16 protein-coding genes are annotated in these 20,935 nt (G+C 62.8%); 9 read left to right on the top strand and 7 right to left on the bottom strand.

Annotated elements, in window-relative coordinates:
* Positions 1-81: 81 nt before the first annotated feature.
* From JMY24_RS11480 to JMY24_RS11490, 3 genes are all read right to left on the bottom strand, one after another.
* Positions 82-4,935: an NAD-glutamate dehydrogenase gene (locus JMY24_RS11480; protein ID WP_128596458.1), complete on the bottom strand. Its 4,854-nt coding sequence runs from the start codon at positions 4,933-4,935 to the stop codon at positions 82-84.
* 155 nt (positions 4,936-5,090) lie between these two features.
* Positions 5,091-5,927: an alpha/beta fold hydrolase gene (locus JMY24_RS11485; protein WP_128596457.1), complete on the bottom strand. Its 837-nt coding sequence runs from the start codon at positions 5,925-5,927 to the stop codon at positions 5,091-5,093.
* Positions 5,924-6,958, bottom strand: a complete 1,035-nt coding sequence (locus JMY24_RS11490) for a M14 family zinc carboxypeptidase (protein WP_201702065.1) — start codon at positions 6,956-6,958, stop codon at positions 5,924-5,926. The genes JMY24_RS11485 and JMY24_RS11490 overlap by 4 nt, the downstream gene beginning before the upstream one ends.
* Positions 6,959-7,257: 299 nt before the next feature.
* On the opposite strand from JMY24_RS11490, the gene JMY24_RS11495 reads away from it, so the two are divergent.
* From JMY24_RS11495 to gabD, 3 genes are all read left to right on the top strand, one after another.
* Positions 7,258-8,094, top strand: a complete 837-nt coding sequence (locus tag JMY24_RS11495; RefSeq protein ID WP_128596455.1) for a DMT family transporter — start codon at positions 7,258-7,260, stop codon at positions 8,092-8,094.
* 245 nt (positions 8,095-8,339) lie between these two features.
* Entirely contained in the window at positions 8,340-9,629 is a 1,290-nt protein-coding gene (locus tag JMY24_RS11500; protein ID WP_201702067.1) for a 4-aminobutyrate--2-oxoglutarate transaminase, read from the top strand.
* An 11-nt stretch (positions 9,630-9,640) separates the two neighbouring features.
* Entirely contained in the window at positions 9,641-11,101 is a 1,461-nt protein-coding gene (gene gabD / locus JMY24_RS11505) for an NADP-dependent succinate-semialdehyde dehydrogenase (protein ID WP_201702069.1), read from the top strand.
* Between the two features lie 69 nt (positions 11,102-11,170).
* On the opposite strand, the gene JMY24_RS11510 is transcribed toward gabD, so the two are convergent.
* A complete protein-coding gene (locus tag JMY24_RS11510) occupies positions 11,171-11,494 on the bottom strand; it encodes a DUF4148 domain-containing protein (protein ID WP_128596452.1) in 324 nt (107 codons plus the stop codon).
* Between the two features lie 110 nt (positions 11,495-11,604).
* A complete protein-coding gene (locus JMY24_RS11515; protein WP_201702071.1) occupies positions 11,605-12,615 on the bottom strand; it encodes a GlxA family transcriptional regulator in 1,011 nt (336 codons plus the stop codon).
* A 406-nt stretch (positions 12,616-13,021) separates the two neighbouring features.
* On the opposite strand from JMY24_RS11515, the gene JMY24_RS11520 reads away from it, so the two are divergent.
* The 6 genes from JMY24_RS11520 to JMY24_RS11545 all read left to right on the top strand — a co-directional run bounded on the left by JMY24_RS11520 (position 13,022) and on the right by JMY24_RS11545 (position 18,394).
* On the top strand, positions 13,022-13,987 hold the full coding sequence (locus JMY24_RS11520) for a choline ABC transporter substrate-binding protein (protein ID WP_128586599.1): 966 nt from the start codon (positions 13,022-13,024) through the stop codon (positions 13,985-13,987).
* Positions 13,988-14,033: 46 nt separating this feature from the next.
* Positions 14,034-14,963 carry a beta-keto acid cleavage family enzyme gene (locus tag JMY24_RS11525; protein ID WP_128596451.1) on the top strand — a complete coding sequence of 310 codons (930 nt, stop codon included), beginning with the start codon at positions 14,034-14,036 and terminating at the stop codon, positions 14,961-14,963.
* A 74-nt stretch (positions 14,964-15,037) separates the two neighbouring features.
* Entirely contained in the window at positions 15,038-16,003 is a 966-nt protein-coding gene (locus JMY24_RS11530; protein WP_201702073.1) for an L-carnitine dehydrogenase, read from the top strand.
* Between the two features lie 80 nt (positions 16,004-16,083).
* Positions 16,084-16,593 (top strand): thioesterase family protein, encoded by a 510-nt coding sequence (locus JMY24_RS11535; protein WP_201702075.1) that lies wholly within the window; start codon positions 16,084-16,086, stop codon positions 16,591-16,593.
* Positions 16,586-17,533: an alpha/beta hydrolase gene (locus JMY24_RS11540; protein ID WP_128596448.1), complete on the top strand. Its 948-nt coding sequence runs from the start codon at positions 16,586-16,588 to the stop codon at positions 17,531-17,533. Before JMY24_RS11535 ends, JMY24_RS11540 begins: the two co-directional genes overlap by 8 nt.
* A gap of 363 nt (positions 17,534-17,896) precedes the next feature.
* Positions 17,897-18,394: an acyl-CoA thioesterase gene (locus JMY24_RS11545; protein ID WP_128586595.1), complete on the top strand. Its 498-nt coding sequence runs from the start codon at positions 17,897-17,899 to the stop codon at positions 18,392-18,394.
* Positions 18,395-18,417: 23 nt separating this feature from the next.
* Here JMY24_RS11545 and JMY24_RS11550 read toward each other — a convergent pair whose 3' ends face one another.
* Together JMY24_RS11550 and JMY24_RS11555 are read right to left on the bottom strand one after the other, a co-directional pair.
* Positions 18,418-19,848 (bottom strand): sensor histidine kinase, encoded by a 1,431-nt coding sequence (locus JMY24_RS11550; RefSeq protein WP_128596447.1) that lies wholly within the window; start codon positions 19,846-19,848, stop codon positions 18,418-18,420.
* 23 nt (positions 19,849-19,871) lie between these two features.
* Positions 19,872-20,843 carry a response regulator gene (locus JMY24_RS11555; protein WP_128596446.1) on the bottom strand — a complete coding sequence of 324 codons (972 nt, stop codon included), beginning with the start codon at positions 20,841-20,843 and terminating at the stop codon, positions 19,872-19,874.
* Positions 20,844-20,935: the final 92 nt, after the last annotated feature.

Consider the following 20,935-nt stretch of genomic DNA (forward strand, 5'->3'; position numbering starts at 1 on the left):
GTGCGTCCAACCGCGGCGCTCTGCGCACCGCGCGCTTGGACCTTCAACCAGCCTTTCTTTACCGCTTCCTCCACGCAATGCTCATGCCCTCTCGAGCGCAGCCATTTCCCGGACGATCACCAGCAGCATCGACAGGCTTGCTCCGCCGGTGGCCCTGAGGTCGGCAAGCAGCCGAGCATAGCGCTCGAGTTGCATAGCGCGCTTGTCGCGCCATGCTTGAACCAGCGCGTCGGGCGTGGCTGCGTCGTCGGCGCCGGCGAGCGCACTCATCGTAAGCGCGCGTTTGAGGCGCGCGAGTTCGGCCAATGCGGATGCGCGCGCCAGCATGTCCCAGTGCGACGGCGCAGGCAGCGCAGCCGCGCGTTCGCTGATCCAGTTGTAGTTGAGCAGCGTGCCGAGCGCGAAGTAGACGCCCGCCACCAGTTCGAGCTTGCGCTCGCACGTGGACGCCACTTCGGCGATATCGAGCAGCGACGCTGAAATCTCGCCGCTCGCAATGCGCACCGCGAGTTCACTATCGACGCCCGCGTCGACGAGCACACGTTGGCGTTCGGATAGCGCTTCGAGATCGGCAGCCGGCAGCAAAGCGGGCCACTGCGGCGCGAGACGCTGCGCGGCCTCACGGCAACGCGCGAGCAGACCGGTCACGTCGTCGCTGTTCACGCTCGGCGACGACAGATGCCGCAGGAACCACAACGCCGAACGTTCGACAAGCCGTGCAACTTCGACGAACATGCGCGCCTGCACGTCGTCGGCGACGCGGTTATCCAGCGCGTCGATGCTGCGCCATACATCGTCGAGATCGAAGACATCGCGGGCCATGATGCAGGCCCGCACGATGTCGCCGGGCTGCGCATCGGTTTCCTCCATCAGCCGATGCACGAACTCGCAGCCCACGCGGTTTACCAACGCGTTGGTCAGATACGTCGCAAGGATTTCGCGGCGCAGCGGATGACGCTGCATCGGCTCGCTGAAGCGCTGGCGTAAAGGCTTCGGGAAATACTCGATCAACATGTCGCTGACGAGCGGGTCTTCGGGCACTGAAGAATCGAGCAGCGCGTCGTACAGCCACATCTTGCTGTACGCGAGCAGCACCGCGCGCTCGGGCGTGGTGAGCCCTTGTTTCGCAGCCTGCCGCTCGGCCACTTCTTCGTCGTTCGGTAGAAACTCGATTGCACGATTCAGGCGACCCGCGCGTTCCAGATAGCGCATCAGGCGCGTTTCAGCGTCGAGCAGTTCGACGCCATAGCGGCCCGCAATCGAAAGCGCCTGAGTCTGGTAATAGTTGTCCGTCAACACGAGCAGGCCGACTTCGTCGGTCATTTCCGCGAGCAGCGCGTTGCGCTGCTTGCCGGTCATCTCGCCGTCGGCCACCACGAGTCCCAGCAGAATCTTGATGTTGACCTCATGGTCGGAACAGTCGACACCTGCCGAGTTGTCTATTGCATCGGTATTGATGCGACCGCCGCGCTGCGCGAATTCAATGCGGCCGAGTTGCGTGAGCCCCAGATTGCCGCCTTCGGCTACAACCTTGCAGCGCAAGTCCGCCCCGTTCACACGGATCGCATCGTTCGCGCGGTCGCCCACCTGCAGGTGCGTTTCACGCGAGGCCTTCACATAAGTGCCGATGCCGCCGTTGTAGAGCAGGTCGACGGGCGCCTGCAGAATTGCGCGCATCAGTTCGGCCGGCGAGAGCGCCGCCGCGCTGATGCCGAGTACCGACTGCACGGCCGGCGACAGGGCAATGGTCTTCGCCGTGCGCGGAAACACGCCGCCGCCCGCTGAAATCAGCGAAGGGTCGTAGTCGGCCCAACTCGATCGATCGAGAAGAAAGAGACGTCCACGCTCGGCAAGACTGGACGCCGGATCGGGATTCGGGTCCAGGAAAATATGCCGATGATCGAACGCGGCCACGAGCCTGATATGCGGCGACAACAGCATGCCATTACCGAACACGTCACCGGACATATCGCCGATACCGACCACCGTGAAGTCCATCGTCTGCGTATCGACGCCCATTTCGCGGAAATGCCGCTTGACGGACTCCCAGGCGCCGCGCGCCGTGATCGCCATTTTCTTGTGGTCGTAGCCGACCGAGCCGCCCGACGCAAACGCGTCGTCGAGCCAGAAACCGTATTCCTGCGAGATCGCGTTGGCGTAGTCGGAGAACGTGGCCGTGCCTTTGTCGGCGGCGACCACCAGATACGGATCATCGGGATCGTGCCGTACCACGTCGCGCGGAGGCACGACTGTCGTGCCCGCGAGGTTGTCGGTCAGATCGAGCAAACCACGCAGGAACGTTTGATAGCACGCAATGCCTTCGCGCATCCATGTGTCGCGTTCCGTTTGCGGCGGGGGGTTCTTCACGACGAAGCCGCCCTTCGAGCCGACCGGCACGATCACGACGTTCTTCACCATTTGCGCCTTCATCAGACCCAGCACTTCAGTGCGGAAGTCCTCGCGACGGTCCGACCAGCGCAAGCCGCCGCGCGCCACACGTCCACCACGCAAATGCACGCCTTCGACGCGCGGCGAGTAGACCCATATCTCGAACATCGGCTTCGGCTCGGGCAAACCGGGCACTTGCGCCGGGTTGAACTTGAACGATAGATACGGCTTCGGCTTTCCGTCCGCATCGAACACGTAATAGTTGGTGCGCTGCGTGGCCTTGATCACACCGAGAAACTGCCGCAGTATCCGATCCTCGTCGAGATTCGGCACCTGGTCGAGCGCGCTGTCGATTGTCTTCAGCAAACCCTCCACGCGCGCCTCACGCGTGTCGCCCAATGACGGATCGAAGCGCGCGACGAAGAGTTCGACCAGCATGCGCGCAATCGCGGGATTTCCGGTCACCGCACGCTCGATATACGCATCGCTGAATGTGGAGCCCACCTGCCGCAGATACTTCGCATACGCACGCAGTATCGTCACTTCGCGCGCGCTCAATTGCGCGCGCAGAACGAGACGGTTGAAGTCGTCGCTTTCTATCGCGCCGGTCCACACCTGCTCGAACGCATCTTCGAAAAGATCCTTCACGCGCTCGATGTCGAACTCGGCGTCGTCGGCAAGTTCGAGCCCGAAGTCGTGAATCCACGCAGGCGTCGCGCCGAGCGCTTCGATCAGATACGGCCGCTCTTCATCGACACGCACGCCCAGGTGTTCGAGCATCGGCAAACTGCGCGACAACGCGATCGGCATTCCCGCCCGATAGACCTTGAAGCGGAATGCGCGCGGCCCTGCTTCGATTGGACGATACAGGTTCATCGCGAGGCGCTCGCTGCCCTGCACGCGCTCGATCAGTTCGATGTCGCGTACCGCCGTGCGCGCGGCATAGTCGTCGCGATAGCCGGGCGGAAACGAATCCGCGTAGTGCTGTAGCAGACGGTTGCCCTGCTCTTCACCGAACGCGTCGAGCAACGCATCGGCGAGATCGTCCTGCCAGCGGCGCGCGACCTGCACGAGACGCGCTTCGAGTTCGCGCGTATCGACATCCGGCATGCCGCCCGGCTTCGCATGCACGACGAAGTGAATGCGCGCGAGCGTCGATTCGGAAAGCAGCGGCGTGAACTCGACGCTCGCTCCGTTGAATGCGTCGGTGAGCAGATTGGCGATACGTTGCCGCAAATCGGTGTTGTATTTGTCACGCGGCACGAACACGAGGCACGACACGAAGCGGTCGAAGCGGTCGCGCCGCACAAAAAGGCGCGTGCGCTGATGCTCCTGCAAACGGAGCACGCCGAGCGCAATATCGTAGAGCTGGTTCTCGTCGGCCTGGAACAGTTCGTCGCGCGGATACGTTTCCAGCACCGTCACGAGCGATTTCGCCAGATGACCTTTCGGCAAGAATCCGGCCCTCCTCACGATGTTCGCGCATTTGCGCCGAACGATCGGAATTTCGGCCGCCGACAGAAAATAAGCGGTCGACGTGTAGAGGCCGATGAAGCGCCGCTCGCCGACCACCTTGCCGTCAGCGCCGGTCAGTTTGATGCCGACATAATCCAGATAGCCGGGCCGATGCACGGTTGCCCGCGAGTTGGCCTTGGTCAGGAAGATCGGCGAGGCGCTCGAAATGATTTCGGCTGCGGCCGGTGGCAAGACCGTCACTTCTGCAGTCGCTGCGGCTCCATCCACGGTCCGCAGTTCGTCGCGCATGATGCCGAGGCCCGAGCCCGGCACCGCGCGCAATCCGTAGCCCGTGCCCTGCTGCACGAGTTCGTAGTCGCGGTGGCCGAGAAAGGTGAAATGATCGGCGACCATCCATTCGAGAAACGCGCGCGCTTCCATTGCATCCGGCCCGCTCTCGCCGGCCTTCATGGTTTTGATCGTGACGCGCGCGAGCTCCACTATCTTCGGCCAGTCTTCAACCGCGGCGCGCACGTCGCGCAGTACTTTCGCGATGTCGTCGCGCAGCGCGTCCAGTTTCGCCGCGTCGCCGCAACGGTCGACTTCGAAGTGAATGAACGAGGCCAATTGCGAGCGCGTGTCGGCGGCCTCTTCCGCGCCCTGCGTGACACGCGCGATGTCGCCGTCGGCAGCGCGCCAGATGCGAAACACTGGATGCACGACCGAATGCAGCGCGAGCCCTTGCCGGTTGACCGCCATCGAAACGGAATCGACCAGAAACGGCATGTCGTCGTTGACGATTTCGATCACCGTGTGATCGGAATGCCAGCCATGCTGTTCGAGAATCGGGTTGTAGACGCGCAGTCTTTCCTTGCCGGGGACGAAGCGCTGGGCGGTCTGCCAGTGCGCGAGCGCGGCGCCGTACAGATCGGGAATGGAGCGGCTTTGCAGATCGTCGGCGTCGACGAAATCGTAGTAGTGCCGCAGAAAGGGCTCGACGATGTGAAACGTCGGCTCGGGCAAACGCCCTCGTGCAAACTCGACGACATCGTTCAGCAAGTGCGTGACGGCTTCTTCGTTCTTTGCTTGCATGATGAACTCCCCGGCTGGCGGCAATGGCGAGAATCGCCCGGATCGCATGCATCGTCTGAAGGAGGATTATGCGCCTGCACGCCGCAATGCGACCGCCGCGGCGACTTAGGTTATACCCGCTGCCCGGCCGTATGCTGCAAGCGCGCAATCGCCATTTACCGCATGCGTTCCGTTTCGACTGCTTCGTGCGCAAGCCATGCGCTCACCTGTCCGCCGACCCACGCGGGATCGTCGTGCGGCAGATCGTGGCCCGCCCATGCATGCTCGCGATGATGCGCGCCCCACGCTGCGGCTAGCTTCGTGGAACAAACCGGATCGACGAGCCGGTCGTCATGCGAAGAGAGAATCAGCAGCGGACAAGCCGGTTTCGCTGCGCCTGCGGTAAAGCGCGCCGCCGCCCATAACTGGCGCAACGCATTGCCGCGGCTCACCGGCGCGCTGCGTCGAATCATGCTCCATGATTGAAGATCGGCTTCAAGGGTATCGACGTTGTTGCACGTCAATCGATGAATGCCGCTCTCGGCGCGCACGGCGTCGCTCCAATGCATGGCGATTGTCAAAAGACCCGGCCATGCGGACGGACGCAGCCGCTCATGCACGCGGCTGAACGGACGCATGCTCGTGTTGATCAACACAAGCCGCCCGATTTCGGCGGGGTACTGTTGCGCCCAGGAGGTCGCGACCATGCCGCCGAGCGACATCGCCAGCACGTTGAATGGGCCGGGCGAGATTATGTCGGTTGGGCCGGTGCGCGCCACGCCTATACCGGCCGCGCCTAAGCCGGCCGCGCCTCCTTGCACAGCAGCAATGCGTACGAAGTCGACCATGTCAGCGACCGTCGCGGGCGCACGCAGATGCGCGAATTCGCCGTTGCCCGGCAAGTCGATCAAGCTCACGCCCGAAGCGCCCGTGGCTTCCCGTAACACATCAGGCAAACGGCCCCAGTGACGTGTCTCGCGTGTCAGTCCGCGCAGCAGAATCCACGTGCTCATGCGCTATCCGGCCTGTACCAGTGATCGATCGCGCTTTGCAGCAATTGCTCGCGGCGATTGCCTTGAGGCAACCAGCGCTGCGCCGAAAAAACGGCGCGAGCCAGAAAATCGAGCAGGTTCGCGTGCCGCCGCAACACGCGCGCCGTGCGATGCGCCTTCACCGGATTGAACATCCCTTGACGCGAGAACAATTGCCGTGGGTTCTTCTTGATCCATAGCCACGAACCGAGTTCGAGCGTCATCGGCAGAAAGACGTTGGGTGCGGGCGCGCGGTCGTACGCGTAGTCCCACAGATCGCCATGCAGCAGATACTGATGGCTCTGCGGCTCGAACGTATACCCATGATGCGGATGCGAACGCTCGAACATGGTTTTCAGCACGTACATTTCCGGCAGATGCGGCATCAGCTTGCGCGTGCGCGCGTACGGAAACCAGATGCTGTCGTTCCAGCCGTAACCCGAATGGCAATCGAGCGCGATGCTCAAGGGCCGCGCGGCCAGTTCCGTTTCAACTACCTGCAGCAGCGCGGCGGCCTCGGCTTCCATCGGAGCGCCGAGGCGTCCGCGATACCACGGCAGCCACGCGCCGACGCGCTGGCCGCCCGCCAGCAGCGGCACGCGCTCGTCCGCGTTTTGCGGCGCGTTGCGCATCAGGTCGACGCCGTTCGGATTGGCTCGGGTGGCCGCCCACATGCCACCAGGATTGACTATCGGCACGAAGATAAGGCGAATCGACTGCAGTTGCCGGACCAGCAGTTCGTCCCATTCGAGCCGCGCAAGCAGCGCGCGCATGTAGTCGAGCACGAGTTGCGAGCCGATTCGCTCGAGTCCATGAATGCCGCCGAAGAAGCCGATGGCCGGCGCTTGCGGATCCGTCGAACCGATGCTCGCGGTATGCACGCCGAAACGCCGGCCGCGCACCGTCGTCTCGCAGAGCGTGCGGATCGCAAAGCTTGCGCTGCCCTGATCGAGGATCGCCCTGAGATCTTCGTACTCGGCAAAGCTGTCGGGAAGGAAGCTCAAAGGCTGCATGGGGGCGTCGCGAGGAGTGCTGGATGTCGGGGACGGCACGGCGAATGAAGCAATATAGCCTGGCCGCAGGCCGGCATGCATGACGGCTGCGCAGCGGCTGAACACTGACATACCGGCGTCATATATAAGTCATATGGACGTCATCATGACACCATCCGGCGCGCCACAAATCGCCTCCTTTCGCCCCATAAAGCCCCTGTACTTTAGTCGTCCACTCATCCATTTACGTCTCGTGCTGGAATAATCACGGGCTTGCGGCCGGCAGTCAGGCCAGCCAACCTAGCCTGCCCTCGCCTTCGATGGAAACCCTTGTCGTCTTGCTGGTCCTGCTGTCGGCGCTGTTGCACGCCACGTGGAACGCCTTCCTGCATTTGTCCGAAGACCGCGTCTGGCTGCTCGGCATGATGGCGATTCCCTATATCGCCGTGAGCGCGGTCGGTGTGATGGTCCTGCCGATGCCCGCGCCTGCCGCGTGGCCGTATATCTTCGCGTCGGTGGTGCTGGAGTTCGGCTATCTGCTGGCGCTGATCCGCGCTTATCGAAGCGGCGACTTCGGGCAGATCTATCCCATTGCGCGCGGTCTTTCGCCGATGCTGGTGTTCGTCGGCGCGCTCGTGTTCGCTCATGAATCGCTCAAGCCGCTCGCCGCGATCGGCGTCGCGCTGGTGTCGGTCGGGATCGTCTCGCTGGCGTTTCGCCGCGGCATGCGCTTCTCCGGCGAAAGTGTGCCGTTCGCGCTCCTGACCGGCTTTTTTATCGCGACATATTCGGTTGTCGACGGAATCGGCGCGCGCGTCGCGGGCAATGGCCTGAGCTACATCATGTGGGTCTATCTGATCTGGAACGTGCCGCAGTTTCTGCTCGCGTGGCATTGGCGCGGCGGCGCGAAGGGGCTGTTCATCGGCCGCTCGGTGGTGCTCAAAGGCATGGCCTCCGGCGCGCTCGCGCTCGTCGCGTATTGCCTGATCATCGAGGCATACCGTTATCTGCCCATCGCGATGGTCTCCGCGCTGCGCGAGTTGAGCTCGATCTTCGCGGTGCTGATCGGCTGGCTTTTCATGCGGGAAAAGCTCACTGCGCGGCGGGTCGTTGCATGTGCACTGGTCACGCTGGGTGCGGTGCTGATCCGGATTTGATGCGCGTGCGGCTGCGCCTGCCTTGCGTTGGCGAATTGCCGCTCGGCAACTGCGAACTGCGAAGTCCCAATTCAGAAGTTCGCCTGGCGTGTTCACGCGTGCGGCGCCTCTTCCTCCTCGGCCCCCGCCACAATTGGCTCCTACGTTTTCATTTAAATGGCTCTGAAGCTAAGAGCCAAATCTCACTATAGTCGTTGCATGTGCCGCGCGACGCGCGGCGTCCGCCGACACCGAGGAGCCACGCGATGAACCTGAAGAACGCAGAATTGAAGAGCCGTAAGGACGCAGCCACGCCGCGCGGCGTCGGCGTGATGTGCGATTTCTATGCAGAGCGTGCCGAAAACGCGGAGCTGTGGGATGTGGAGGGCCGCCGCTTCATTGACTTCGCAGCGGGAATCGCGGTGTGCAACACGGGCCATCGTCATCCAAAGATCGTAGCCGCCATTCGCGACCAGCTGGACCGTTTCACGCACACGGCGTATCAGATCGTGCCATACGCGTCGTATGTCGAACTCGCCGAAAAGCTCAACGAGCGCGCGCCCGGCGATCACCCGAAGAAGACCGCGTTTTTCACGACCGGCGCGGAAGCCGTCGAAAACGCGATCAAGATCGCGCGCGCCGCGACCGGCCGTCCGGGCGTGATCGCCTTCACCGGCGGCTTTCATGGCCGCACGCTGATGGGCATGGCGCTGACGGGCAAGGTCGCGCCGTACAAGGCGGGCTTCGGTCCGTTCCCGTCCGACGTGTTCCACGCTCCGTTCCCAAATCCCCTGCATGGCGTGAGCACGGCCGATTCGCTGAAGGCCATCGAATTCCTGTTCAAGGCCGACGTCGATCCGAAGCGGGTCGCCGCAATCATCTTCGAACCGGTTCAGGGTGAAGGCGGGTTCTATCCCGCGCCGGCCGAATTCGTGCGTGCGCTGCGCAAGCTGTGCAACGAGCACGGCATTCTGCTGATTGCCGATGAAGTGCAAACCGGCTTTGCGCGCACCGGCAAGCTGTTCGCCATGCATCACTACGACGTGGTGCCCGATCTGATGACGGTTGCCAAGAGCCTCGCGGGCGGCATGCCGCTGTCGGGCGTGATCGGCCGCGCCGACGTGATGGATGCGGCGGCGCCCGGCGGGCTCGGCGGCACATATGCGGGCAATCCGCTGGCGGTGGCCGCCGCGCTTGCGGTACTCGACATCATCGACGAAGAGAAGCTGTGCGAGCGCGCCACGATCCTCGGCGACCGCGTCAAGGCAAAGCTGATCGAACTGCAAAAGGACGCGCCGCAAATTGCCGACGTGCGCGGCCCCGGCGGTATGGTGGCCGTCGAGTTCTGCAAGCCTGGCAGCACGGAACCCGACGCGGAATTCACGAAACGCGTGCAGGCACGCGCACTCGAACGCGGCTTGCTGCTGCTCGTGTGCGGCGTCTATTCGAACGTGGTGCGCTTCCTGTTCCCGTTGACGATCGAGGACACGGTCTTCGAAGAGGCGCTTGCGATTCTCGAAGACGTCATCAAGGACAGCGTTGCTGTCGCAGCTTGAGGAAACGCCTGATGACCACGCTGACTCTGAAAGACCCGACTCTGCTGAAGACCCACGCCTATCTCGCGGGCGAATGGCAAGGCGCCGACGACGGTTCTACCTTCGAAGTCGCGAATCCCGCGACCGGCGAAGTCGTCGCAACGGTGCCGCGCATGGGCACCGCGGAAACGCGCCGCGCCATCGACGCCGCCAACGCAGCATGGCCCGCATGGCGCGCGGCCACCGCCAAGCAACGCGCGGTGATTTTGCGCAAGTGGCATGACCTGATGCTCGAGAACGCCGACGACCTCGCGCTCATTCTCACCACCGAACAAGGCAAGCCGCTTGCCGAGGCGAAGGGCGAAATCCAGTACGCGGCCTCGTTCCTCGAATGGTTCGCGGAAGAAGGCAAGCGCGTGAACGGCGACACCATTCCCACGCCGGCAAGCGACAAGCGCATTGTCGTGACGAAGGAGCCCGTTGGTGTTTGCGCGGCGATCACGCCGTGGAATTTTCCGGCCGCCATGATCACGCGCAAAGTCGGTCCGGCGCTTGCGGCGGGCTGTCCGATCATCGTCAAGCCGGCTGAAGCGACGCCGCTTTCCGCGCTCGCGCTCGCCGTGCTGGCCGAACGCGCGGGCGTGCCGCGCGGCGTGTTCAATGTGGTGACGGGCGAGCCGAAAGCGATCGGCGCGGAAATGACCGGCAATCCGATCGTGCGCAAGCTGTCGTTCACCGGCTCGACGCCCGTTGGCCGTCTGCTGATGGCGCAGTGCGCGCCGACCGTAAAAAAGGTGTCGCTCGAACTGGGCGGCAACGCACCGTTCATCGTTTTCGACGACGCCGATCTCGACGCCGCCGTGGCTGGCGCGATTGCATCGAAATATCGAAATAGCGGCCAGACCTGCGTTTGCACGAACCGCTTCTACGTGCATGACAAGGTATACGACGCGTTTGCAGAGAAGCTGCGCGCCGCCGTCGAGCAATTGGCGGTGGGCCGCGGCACCGAGGCAGGTGTCACGCAGGGGCCGCTCATCAATGAAGCGGCGGTGCTCAAGGTGGAGTCGCATATCGAAGACGCGCTCGCCAAAGGCGCGCGCGTCGTGACGGGCGGCAAGCGTCATGCGCTCGGTCACGGCTTCTTCGAGCCGACCATACTCGCGGATGTCACGCCCGACATGAAAGTGGCGCGCGACGAAACCTTCGGTCCGCTTGCGCCGCTGTTCCGGTTTTCATCGGACGAGGAAGTGATCGCACTTGCGAACGACACCGAGTTCGGTCTCGCGTCGTACTTCTACAGCCGCGACATCGGGCGCGTCTGGCGCGTCGCCGAAGCGCTCGAGTACGGCATGGTGGGCATCAACACAGGACTGATCTCGAACGAAGTCGCGCCATTCGGCGGCGTCAAGCAATCGGGCTTGGGGCGCGAAGGCTCGCACTATGGCATCGACGACTACGTGGTCATCAAGTACATGTGCGTGGGTGGCATCTGAACGCAAAAACGGCACGCAAAAGCGTGCCGTTTTTTTTCGCGCGGCGAAAGGCGCCGCGCCGCAATTCCGTTACTGTCCGACGTACACCGGAGCCGAATACGAGCTCGACGTCACTTCAGCGCGGTTGCCGGCTTGCGACGAGCCGTTCGTTGCCGAACCGTAGCCGCTCGTTTGAGCCGCACCGTTTTGCGCAGCGACGCGCGCTTCGGCAGCCTGGATGTTGGCCGGGTAATCGTAGTCGTTCGACGTTGCCGGGTTATAGCCCGCCTTCTCCAGCTGGATCAGTTCAGCGCGGACCTGAGCGCGGGTAACCGGCTGGTTCGATTGCGCGAAAGCGGCGAGCGGTGCAGAAATGAGAGCGGCGATAACAGCAGCTTCGATCAGGGATTTCATGATTACTACCTCCAGAGATTGTTTTGTGCTGTGCTGAAGGCGGTTCGTCTTCAGCAGATAGACACAGTTTAGGAGGCGAGGAACCTAGGGTAAACCCCAGATCAAAGAATTCACTGTTGTCGTATTTGTGATAATTCGGCGGCGTGCGCGCTGATTAGCGCTTTCGGCGACACGAAGCCGCCTGTCACCTGGCGGTCGCTGCGGGGGCTTGCGCCGAATCGGGCGCGATACGTCCGCGAGAAGTGCGACGGCGACTCGAAGCCGCACGCGACGCAAATCGACGTAATGGACATGTCGGTCTGTTGCAGCAACTCGCGCGCACGAGAAAGCCGTAATTGCAGATAAAAATGCGTCGGCGTGTCCTTCAGCGACGCGCAGAACAGCCGTTCGAGCTGCCGCCGTGTCACGCCGATTTCCTGCGCGAGCCGGTCGGGCGTCAACGGCTCTTCCATGTGCTGCTCCATCACGCCGATCACCTGAATCAGCTTGCGGTTGTGCACGCCGTAGCGCGCGGCGATCTCCATGCGTTGATGGTCGGAGCGCTGACGGATGCGACTCACCACGAACTGCTCCGACACCGCCGAAGCCAGCGCCGCGCCATGCTCGCGGCCGATCAGGTCGAGCATCATGTCGATCGACGCCGTCCCGCCCGCGCATGTGATGCGCCGCGCGCCGATTTCGAAGAGTTCCTGACTGGCGTTCAGCGACGGATAGCGCTCGCGAAACGCCGACAGCGCCTCCCAATGCACGGTCACGTTGTCCTCGTCGCCGAGCAGCCCCGCTTCGGCGAGAACAAAGCTGCCCGTATCTATCCCGCCGAGCGTCGCGCCGGCCCGTTCCAGGCGCTTGAGCCACACGGCCAGTTCGCGCGTGTAGCAAGCGAGCGGCTCGAAGCCCGCCACGACGAACAACAGCCGCGCATCGCTCACGCCGTCGATCGCGGCGTCGGCGTTGATCGAAATGCCGTTGCTGGCCGCGACCGGTGCGCCGTCGAGGCTCAGAATGCGCCAGCGGTAAAGCTCACCGCGAAAGCGATTGGCAACGCGTAACGGCTCGACCGCCGACATGAAGCCGATCGCCGAAAAACCCGGCAGCAGCAGGAACGATATCTCTTCAGGCATTTACGCGGGACCCGGTCAGATGCGAAGACGAAGGCGCGAGACGAAAGCGGCAAGCGCAAGCCGCCTCGCGGTTCCGGGCGAGCGTAGCAAGCGCTTCGCGGGCGGGCAAGGCGCGCCAAAAATCTCCCAGACGATTGCTGCGTTGCAATGGCGCGGCTAGGTCGGCGCATGCTGGTTTTCCCTTGTTGTCGCGTGGAAGCAAGAACGGGTCGCTGACGGTCGCTTTGGCGGCAATATGGGGCATTAACGTTAGGGCATCGAGGCAGGCGATTCTGTAAGTTTGCGGCTGTGCTTGCAGCCTTGCTTCGCAAGCCTTGTTTCGCAGCCTTGTTTCGCAGCCTTACCAGTAAGCGGTCCGTTCGACAACGCGCGGTCAAACGCGCATAAGCGTCAATAGGGGAGCGTCATGAAGTTACATATCAAAACGCGGCTGGCCCAGCTCGCGTGCCTCGCGGCCGCATTCGCCGCCGCCGTTACCGCGCTGCCTGCGTTCGCGCAGGACCCGGCCGCCTGCCGCGCCGTGCGTTTTGCGGACATTGGCTGGACTGACATCACGTCAACAACCGCGCTCGCGTCCACCGTTTTCGAAGGGCTCGGTTATCAGCCGGTCACCACCGTCGCTTCCGTGCCGATTTCGTTTGCGGGCTTGAAGAGCAAGCAACTCGACGTGTCGCTCGGCTACTGGTGGCCGGTGCAGGAGAAAGCCATCGCGCCGTTCGTCGAATCGAAGTCGATCGAAGTATTGCAGCCGCCCAATCTGACCGGCGCGAAGGCGACCTTCGCAGTGCCGGCCTATGCGTATGACGCGGGCCTCAAAACATTCGCGGACATCGCCAAACATCGCGATCAGCTCGACGGCAAGATCTACGGCATCGAACCCGGCAGCAGCGCGAACGCAGCCATCCAGAAAATGATCGCCACCAACCAGTTCGGCCTCGGCGGATTCAAGCTGATTGAATCGAGCGAAGCAGGCATGCTCGTTTCAGTGGACCGCGCGATCCGCGAAAAGAAATGGGTGGTGTTTCTCGGCTGGGAACCGCATCCGATGAACATTCAGATCGACATGAAATACCTGTCCGGCAGCGAGGGCGTGTTCGGTCCGAACGACGGCGAAGCGCGCGTTTATACGCTGACATCGCCCGCCTATCTGACGCGTTGCCCGAACGCGGGCAAGCTCGTGAGCAACCTGCGCTTTTCCACGCAACTGGAGAACCTGGTCATGCAATCGGTGATGAACAAGCAAAAGCCCGCCGATGCCGCGAAGGCGTATCTGAAGAAGAACCCGCAAGTACTCGACGCATGGCTCGCCGGCGTAAAAACCTACGACGGCAAGGACGGTTTGCCCGCGGTCAAAGCCTACCTCGGCCTTTGAGTCAGTGCGCGAGTCGTGACACTTTCATCTACAGGAATCAGCACGCATGAACCATGAAGTCATCGTGACCTGCGCGGTCACCGGCGCGGGCGACACAGTCGGCAAGCACCCCGCCATTCCTGTCACGCCGAAGCAGATCGCCGAGGCGGCGATCGAAGCGGCTAAAGCGGGCGCCACCGTCGCCCATTGCCATGTGCGCGATCCGAAAACCGGACGCGGCAGCCGCGATCCGCAGTTGTATCGCGAGGTAGTCGACCGGATTCGCTCGTCGGGTACGGACGTCATCATCAACCTGACGGCGGGCATGGGCGGCGATCTGGAAATCGGTCCCGGCGAAGACCCGATGCGCTTCGGCGCGAACACGGATCTGGTCGGCGGCCTGACGCGCCTTGCGCACGTCGAAGAGTTGCTGCCCGAGATCTGCACGCTCGATTGCGGCACGCTCAATTTCGGCGACGGCGACTACATCTACGTTTCGACGCCCGCGCAACTGCGTGCCGGAGCAGCGCGCATTCAGGAACTCGGCGTGAAGCCAGAACTGGAAATTTTCGACACCGGCCATTTGTGGTTCGCCAAACAATTGCTGAAGGAAGGCCTGCTCGACGCGCCGCCGCTATTCCAACTCTGCCTCGGCATTCCGTGGGGCGCGCCCGCCGATACCGCGACGATGAAAGCCATGGCCGACAACCTCCCGCCTGGCGCGCAATGGGCGGGCTTCGGCATCGGCCGCATGCAGATGCCGATGGTCGCGCAGGCCATGTTGCTCGGCGGCCATGTGCGAGTCGGCCTCGAAGACAACATCTGGCTCGATAAAGGCGTGCCCGCGACGAACGGTACGCTCGTGCAGCGCGCGGTGGAAATCATCGAACGCCTGGGCGGACGTGCGCTCACACCCGCTGAAGGACGACGCAAGCTCGGCCTGCCCGCGCGCGGAGAACGGCAACTCGAACGGCGCGTGGCCGGGGAATACGTTTGAGCGTGCGGCGCTGCATGTGCTTGCGAACCGCTACGGCATCGAAGAACTCATAGGCAAACAAGGAAACGTCAGCAATGGCAGTGATCGTCGATATCAAAACATTCGCCGCGATCGGCGCGGGCGTGATCGGCAGCGGCTGGGTGGCGCGCGCGCTCGCGCACGGGCTCGATGTGATCGCGTGGGACCCCGCACCGGGCGCGGAAAAGCAGCTGCGCGAGAACGTCGCTAATGCGTGGCCCGCGCTGGAGCGCGTCGGCCTTGCCGCGGGCGCGTCGCAGTCGAGGCTGCGCTTCGTCGATACGATCGAAGCGTGTGTCGCGCACGCGGACTTCATTCAGGAAAGCGCGCCCGAGCGCGAGGAACTGAAGCTCGCGTTGCACGAACAGATCAGCCGCGCCGCGAAGCCGGACGCGATCATCGCTTCGTCCACTTCGGGGCTATTGCCGAGCGACTTCTATGCGCGGGCTGTGAATCCGGAACGCTGCATCGTCGGGCATCCGTTCAATCCGGTGTATCTGCTGCCGCTCGTCGAGGTGCTCGGCGGGGAGAGCACGGCGCCTGAAACCATCGACGCCGCGCTGCACATTTACCGCTCGCTTTCAATGCGCCCGCTGCGGGTTCGCAAAGAGGTGCCCGGCTTTATCGCGGACCGGCTGCTGGAAGCGTTGTGGCGCGAAGCCCTGCATCTGGTCAACGAAGGGGTGGCGACCACCGGCGAGATCGACGACGCCATCCGCTTCGGCGCGGGCATCCGCTGGTCGTTCATGGGCACGTTCCTTACCTACACGCTTGCGGGCGGCGATGCGGGCATGCGCCACTTCATGCAGCAGTTCGGTCCCGCGCTGGAGCTGCCGTGGACTAAACTGATAGCCCCGAAGCTGACCGGCGAACTGATTGACCGCGTGGTGGACGGCACCGCCGAGCAGGTCGGCCCGCGCTCGATCAAACAGTTGGAGCGTTATCGCGACGACTGCATCACGAGTGTGCTGACCGCAATCGGCGAAGCCAAGGCGCGGCACGGACTGACGCCTGCGGATTGACGGGAGCCTGGCGATCCGCCGCACCGCGCACGCCGCAGAGCGCGAGGCGGGCGCCGAACCAGACAAGGAGACTCCGCACCATGCTGCAAACCGCTTCCCTGCCCTGCTATCGCGACACGGTGCGCGCCGAATGGGTCGATTACAACGGCCATTTACGCGACGCGTTCTACATGCTGATCTTCAGCTTCGCGACCGACGAACTGATCGACCAGATCGGTTTGCCAGACGCCGTGCGCAAGGAACGTGGCCGCTCGATCTACACACTCGAAGCGCATATCAACTATCTGCACGAGATCAAGGAAGGCACGCGCGTGCGTGTCGATATGCGCGTGCTCGGGTGCGACACCAAGCGGCTGCAGCTTTACCTGGAGATGTTCGCTGACGACGGCGGCACACCGGTCGCGGCGGGCGAGCAGATGCTGTTGCACGTCGACACGAGCGGGCCGCGCTCGGCCGCATTCGATGCCGACGTGGCCGCTCGCGTGCGGGAACTGGCCGACGCCCATGCCGCGTTACCGCCCGCGACCTACGCGGGCCGCATGATCGGCCTGCCCGCCGCCGCGCAACGTAGCCGGAGCCAACATGCTTGAGCCGCAGATGGCCGCATTTATCGCGCGAGCCGCCGCTATCTATCCGGGACATAGCACCTCGTTGACCCCGCGCGAGCAGCGCGAAATCTACGACCGCTACGCGGCCGCGCTCACTCCGCCCATGCCGGCAGAAGTCGTCACCGAAGACGCGCAATTCCCGGCCGCCGCAGGCCATTCGATTGCGCTAAGGCTTTATCGCAATCGTGCAAAGGCGGGCGCAATGCCGCGGGGCACCGTGCTGTATTTCCACGGCGGCGGCTTCGTGCTTGGATCGCTGGACAGTCATCAGGTCATCACGGCACGCCTTGCCGCGGACACGGGCCTCGATGTTCTCGCCGTGGATTACCGGCTCGCGCCCGAACATCGCGCACCGGCCGCGCATGACGACTGCATGGAGGTCACGCTCGCCGCTCTGCAACAGCGGCTGCAATTCGATTTGCCTGCCGGCGCCACGCTGCAACTCGCGGGCGATAGCGCCGGCGGCACGCTCGCTGCCAGCGTCGCGATGCGATTGCGCGACGAGGGCATCGAAGGAATAAGCGGTCTCGCGCTGGTTTATCCGATGCTCGGCACCGACCCGCAGCCGCCCGCACGCGATACCGAAGCGCAAGCGCCCATGCTGACGCTCACCGACGTCCACGCGTTTCGCGACATGTATTGGGGCGAAACGGCGCCATACCCCAAGTGGACCATCCCGCTCGACGCCACGCGTTATGACGACCTTCCGTCCACCCTTGCGATAGGCGCTGAACACGATCCGCTCAGAGACGACGCCCGTGTGTTCGCCGAACGCATTCAGGCTGCCGGCGGAGAAGCACACCTCGTGATCGGCACAGGGCTCGTGCATGGGTGCTGGCGCGCTATCGAATCGAGCCCGGGCGTGCAGGCGATGCATGGAGAAGTCTGCCGCTTTCTGTCCGCAAACGCCCGCGCCGCCTGAACAGCGAATTGCCGCGCGACTTTATGCGCTTTCAATAAAGGCCGTTTGTCAATCGGTCATTAAACTCGAAACGCGTTGCATAGCGGCTTTCCTTCCCGCTTATACCCATTCCCGCATTCCGCGTCGCAGTTCCATTTGTTCTGTTGGCTGACCCACTGAATAAAAGAATCGCTGCGTCAACACTGTCGTCGGACTGATGGTCCGCTCACCAAGGCCCCGTCGTGCGAGCCGCGCATGAATTGCACGGCTCTTGTCGCGCGAATAGCCATATCAGCCATTTCCCCAAGAGAATGGGATGTGCCCGCCGTGCTGGCAGGCATGTGTGGCTGCCACAAGCAGCCGTTCCTGCAAAAGGAAAATCGTATGTTGATGCGAGAAGCTATCCCTCACGCTCTGAATCGTGGCAATGCTCATCTTTCGGAGAGCCCGCTGGCAATGGATTCGCCGAAAACCTTCCAGCATTCGTTCGACATCTATCTAAAAGATTCGAATGCGTTCATGAACACGTATTTCGCCCGCTACTTCGAGTGGCAAGGCGTTTGCCGCGAGCGTTGGTTCCACGAGTGCATTCATGACAACCTGCTCGGGTCGGACGGCATGTTCGTGACCAAGCGCGCGCACCAGGAATACGTGCATGAGACCTTTCCGTTTCAGCGGGTAGATTGCTACTTGAACACGGTGCAAGTGAGGCAATGCTCGGCGTACTTGCTGTTCCGCTTTTGCGTCGATGGGCGCAAGGTGTCGCAAGGCTATCAGCAGATTCTGTATGCCGGGCGCGACCGGAAGATCCGGCGCTTTCCGGATGGGATCGTCGACCGTGTGAAGGAGTATGAGTTGCCGTTGTCGGCGCTGACGGAATAAGCCACAGCGCTCAAACCGAAGTCTTAACGCCGGCGCGCTTCGCGTACCGGCGACCTGGACAATGCCCTGTCCGCTGCCGAGCCCGGCAGCGGCAGCCGCACGATAAAAGTGGTGTGCGCACCGCGCACCGACGTGCATTCGATACTGCCGCCCAGCAACTCCGTCGCACGGCGGCAGAAGGCGAGTCCCATGCCGGCGCCGCTGCCGTGCCGCTTGGTCGAGAAGAACGCGTCGAAGATGTGCGGCAGAACGTCCGGCGCAATGCCTGGGCCCGTGTCGCGAAATTGCAGCATGCAGAAATTCTGGTCCTCCAGCGCGCTAATCGTAATCTGCCCTTCGCCGCTCACATGAATCGCATGCAACGCGTTTTTCAGCAGATTGAACAGCACGAAGACCACCACCGTATCGGAGCCGGAAAAGCGCAGCATTGGATCGATCGGCAAGATCGTGATGCGCTCGCGTTCGTCGGCGCGAAACGGATAACGTTCGAGCGCGGAGTCCACGCACTGCCGTACCGGATGCGCGCTGAAACGGCTACGGTCGAGCCGGTCGAGCGTGTACGAAGCGAGCGCCATTTCGACCATCGCGCTGGTGCCGGACACTTCGCGTCTGATCGCCGTGGCAAGCTGGCTGATGCGCTCGGACTGGCCTGAATGTTCGTCATCGTCATACAGGCCGTGCGTGACGGCGAGGCGATAACCTTTGAACACATGACTCCAGACGCTCGCGATCTCGTCGGCGTGCATGCCGATCGTGGCAAGCGGCGTGGCGATCTCGTGCGCGATGGTAGCCGCAAGCGCATACGGATGAATCAGGTGATAGCGCACGATCGTGATGGCAAGCAGCCCCAGACTCAGCGCGATGAACAACACGCCAGGCGGATAGAACGGATAGCCGTAGTTGACCGCATAGTCGACCGCTGCAAACGAGTAGAGGCCAAGCGCCGCGAGACATAGATCCAGACGCCGGCGCGCCTGCCCGCCCGCACTCTTTCGCGCGCCAAGCAAAAGCTGGCCGCTGCGCGCGGCAAGCAGCACCGTCTGCACGACATGCAGCGGATGCAGCGGCCCCGCAATCGGATAGTAGCCAAAGAAATAATGCCGATAACCGGCGACTACTTCATTGCCTGGCAGCAATACCGCGAGCACGAAACACAAACCATACGACGCAAGCAACAGCGGCCGCTCGCGGCGCCGTGCCGCGACTTCTGTCACGAAGTGATAGAACGTGGTAGGCAGAAAGAGAATGAACAGATAGCCGACGCGAACCAGCAAGCCGGCGATCTGCGCATCTTTGGTCTGGAACAGCAGCGTCCATGTGCCCTGCCATGCGAAAGTCGCCGCGCACATCAGCAGGAACGGCGCCGATAGCCGCGTAACCCCTTGCGTAATGACCACGTAGAGGCCGAACACGACGAACATGGCCGACACGAAGGCGGTTGGAATGGCGTACATGTGGCTCGACGTGCCGGCGCGCGTTAGCGTGCCCGGTTACTCCGCCACTGCGCATACGAGAGCGGCTTGACGCCGGCTTCGACCACTTCCGGCGTCTCAACCGGGCTCCAGCAATAGAAAGCGTCGCCCCAACCGGGAATGGGTTGCGGCTTGAGCATCCTGAATTCGACGCCCGACCGGTAGGCGAGATGCGGCCAGAAAAGCGGCATGACTTCGCGCACCGCCATCTGCTTCAGCAACTCGGCGGGGCCGCTTTCGTCTGCAACGATCTCGCCCTGAGATATCCAGTCGTGCTCCGCCCACGCGACGAAGACACTCGCCCTTCCCTCGCGATCGAACATGAGAATCGCATTCTGCTCGGGCCGCCAGTAATACTCGACGATGCCTTTGTCCTTCACCACTTCGTCCAGCACCTTGCGCGTGCGCGGATCGCAATACGTCATGCCGTTCTCGCCCAACGCGAGCCAGCCCGTTTCGGAGCAGTGGCGGTTCTTGGCGTCTTTGAGAAAGTGGACGAGCCGGTTCGCCGAATCGGCGTCGGTCTTGCGCAGATAGAGATCGACAATGCCGGCGTTGAATGCTTTCACTGCGACAGTTTCGTCCGCGACGCCCGTGAGCAGAATTTTCGCGCAATGCAGATTGGATATGGACGACAGAAACTCGACACCGCTCACACCCGGCATGTCGTAGTCCACCACGACGGCTGCCACTTCGGAGAAACGCGATTCGCGCGCGAGCACATCCCGCTGCGGCGATGTTTCGACGAAGCGTTCAAAACCTGTCTCGCTCAAGCAGGCCGAAGCCGGCGCGAATTCCAGCGAGTTCTCACGCGCATGCTGACGTATGAACGCGAGTCCCGCCTGGGGACGCGAGAAGAACAGATTCGTGGAAACGTCCGGAAAAAAGCGGCGCAGGGCGTCGAGGTAGTTGTCGTTGTCGTCGACGAAAACAACCGTTGTCGGATAGGAGACCGGTGGTCGAATAAACTTGTTCATGTTTTTAGCGTGGTTCGTCGGGCCGCCGCAGAGCGTTACTGTGACAGGCTCGCCGGCCACCGCATGCGCTTGTGGAACGCTTGTGGAACATA

Origin of the sequence: Paraburkholderia kirstenboschensis (assembly GCF_904848585.1) — a bacterium.
Classification (GTDB): domain Bacteria; phylum Pseudomonadota; class Gammaproteobacteria; order Burkholderiales; family Burkholderiaceae; genus Paraburkholderia; species Paraburkholderia kirstenboschensis.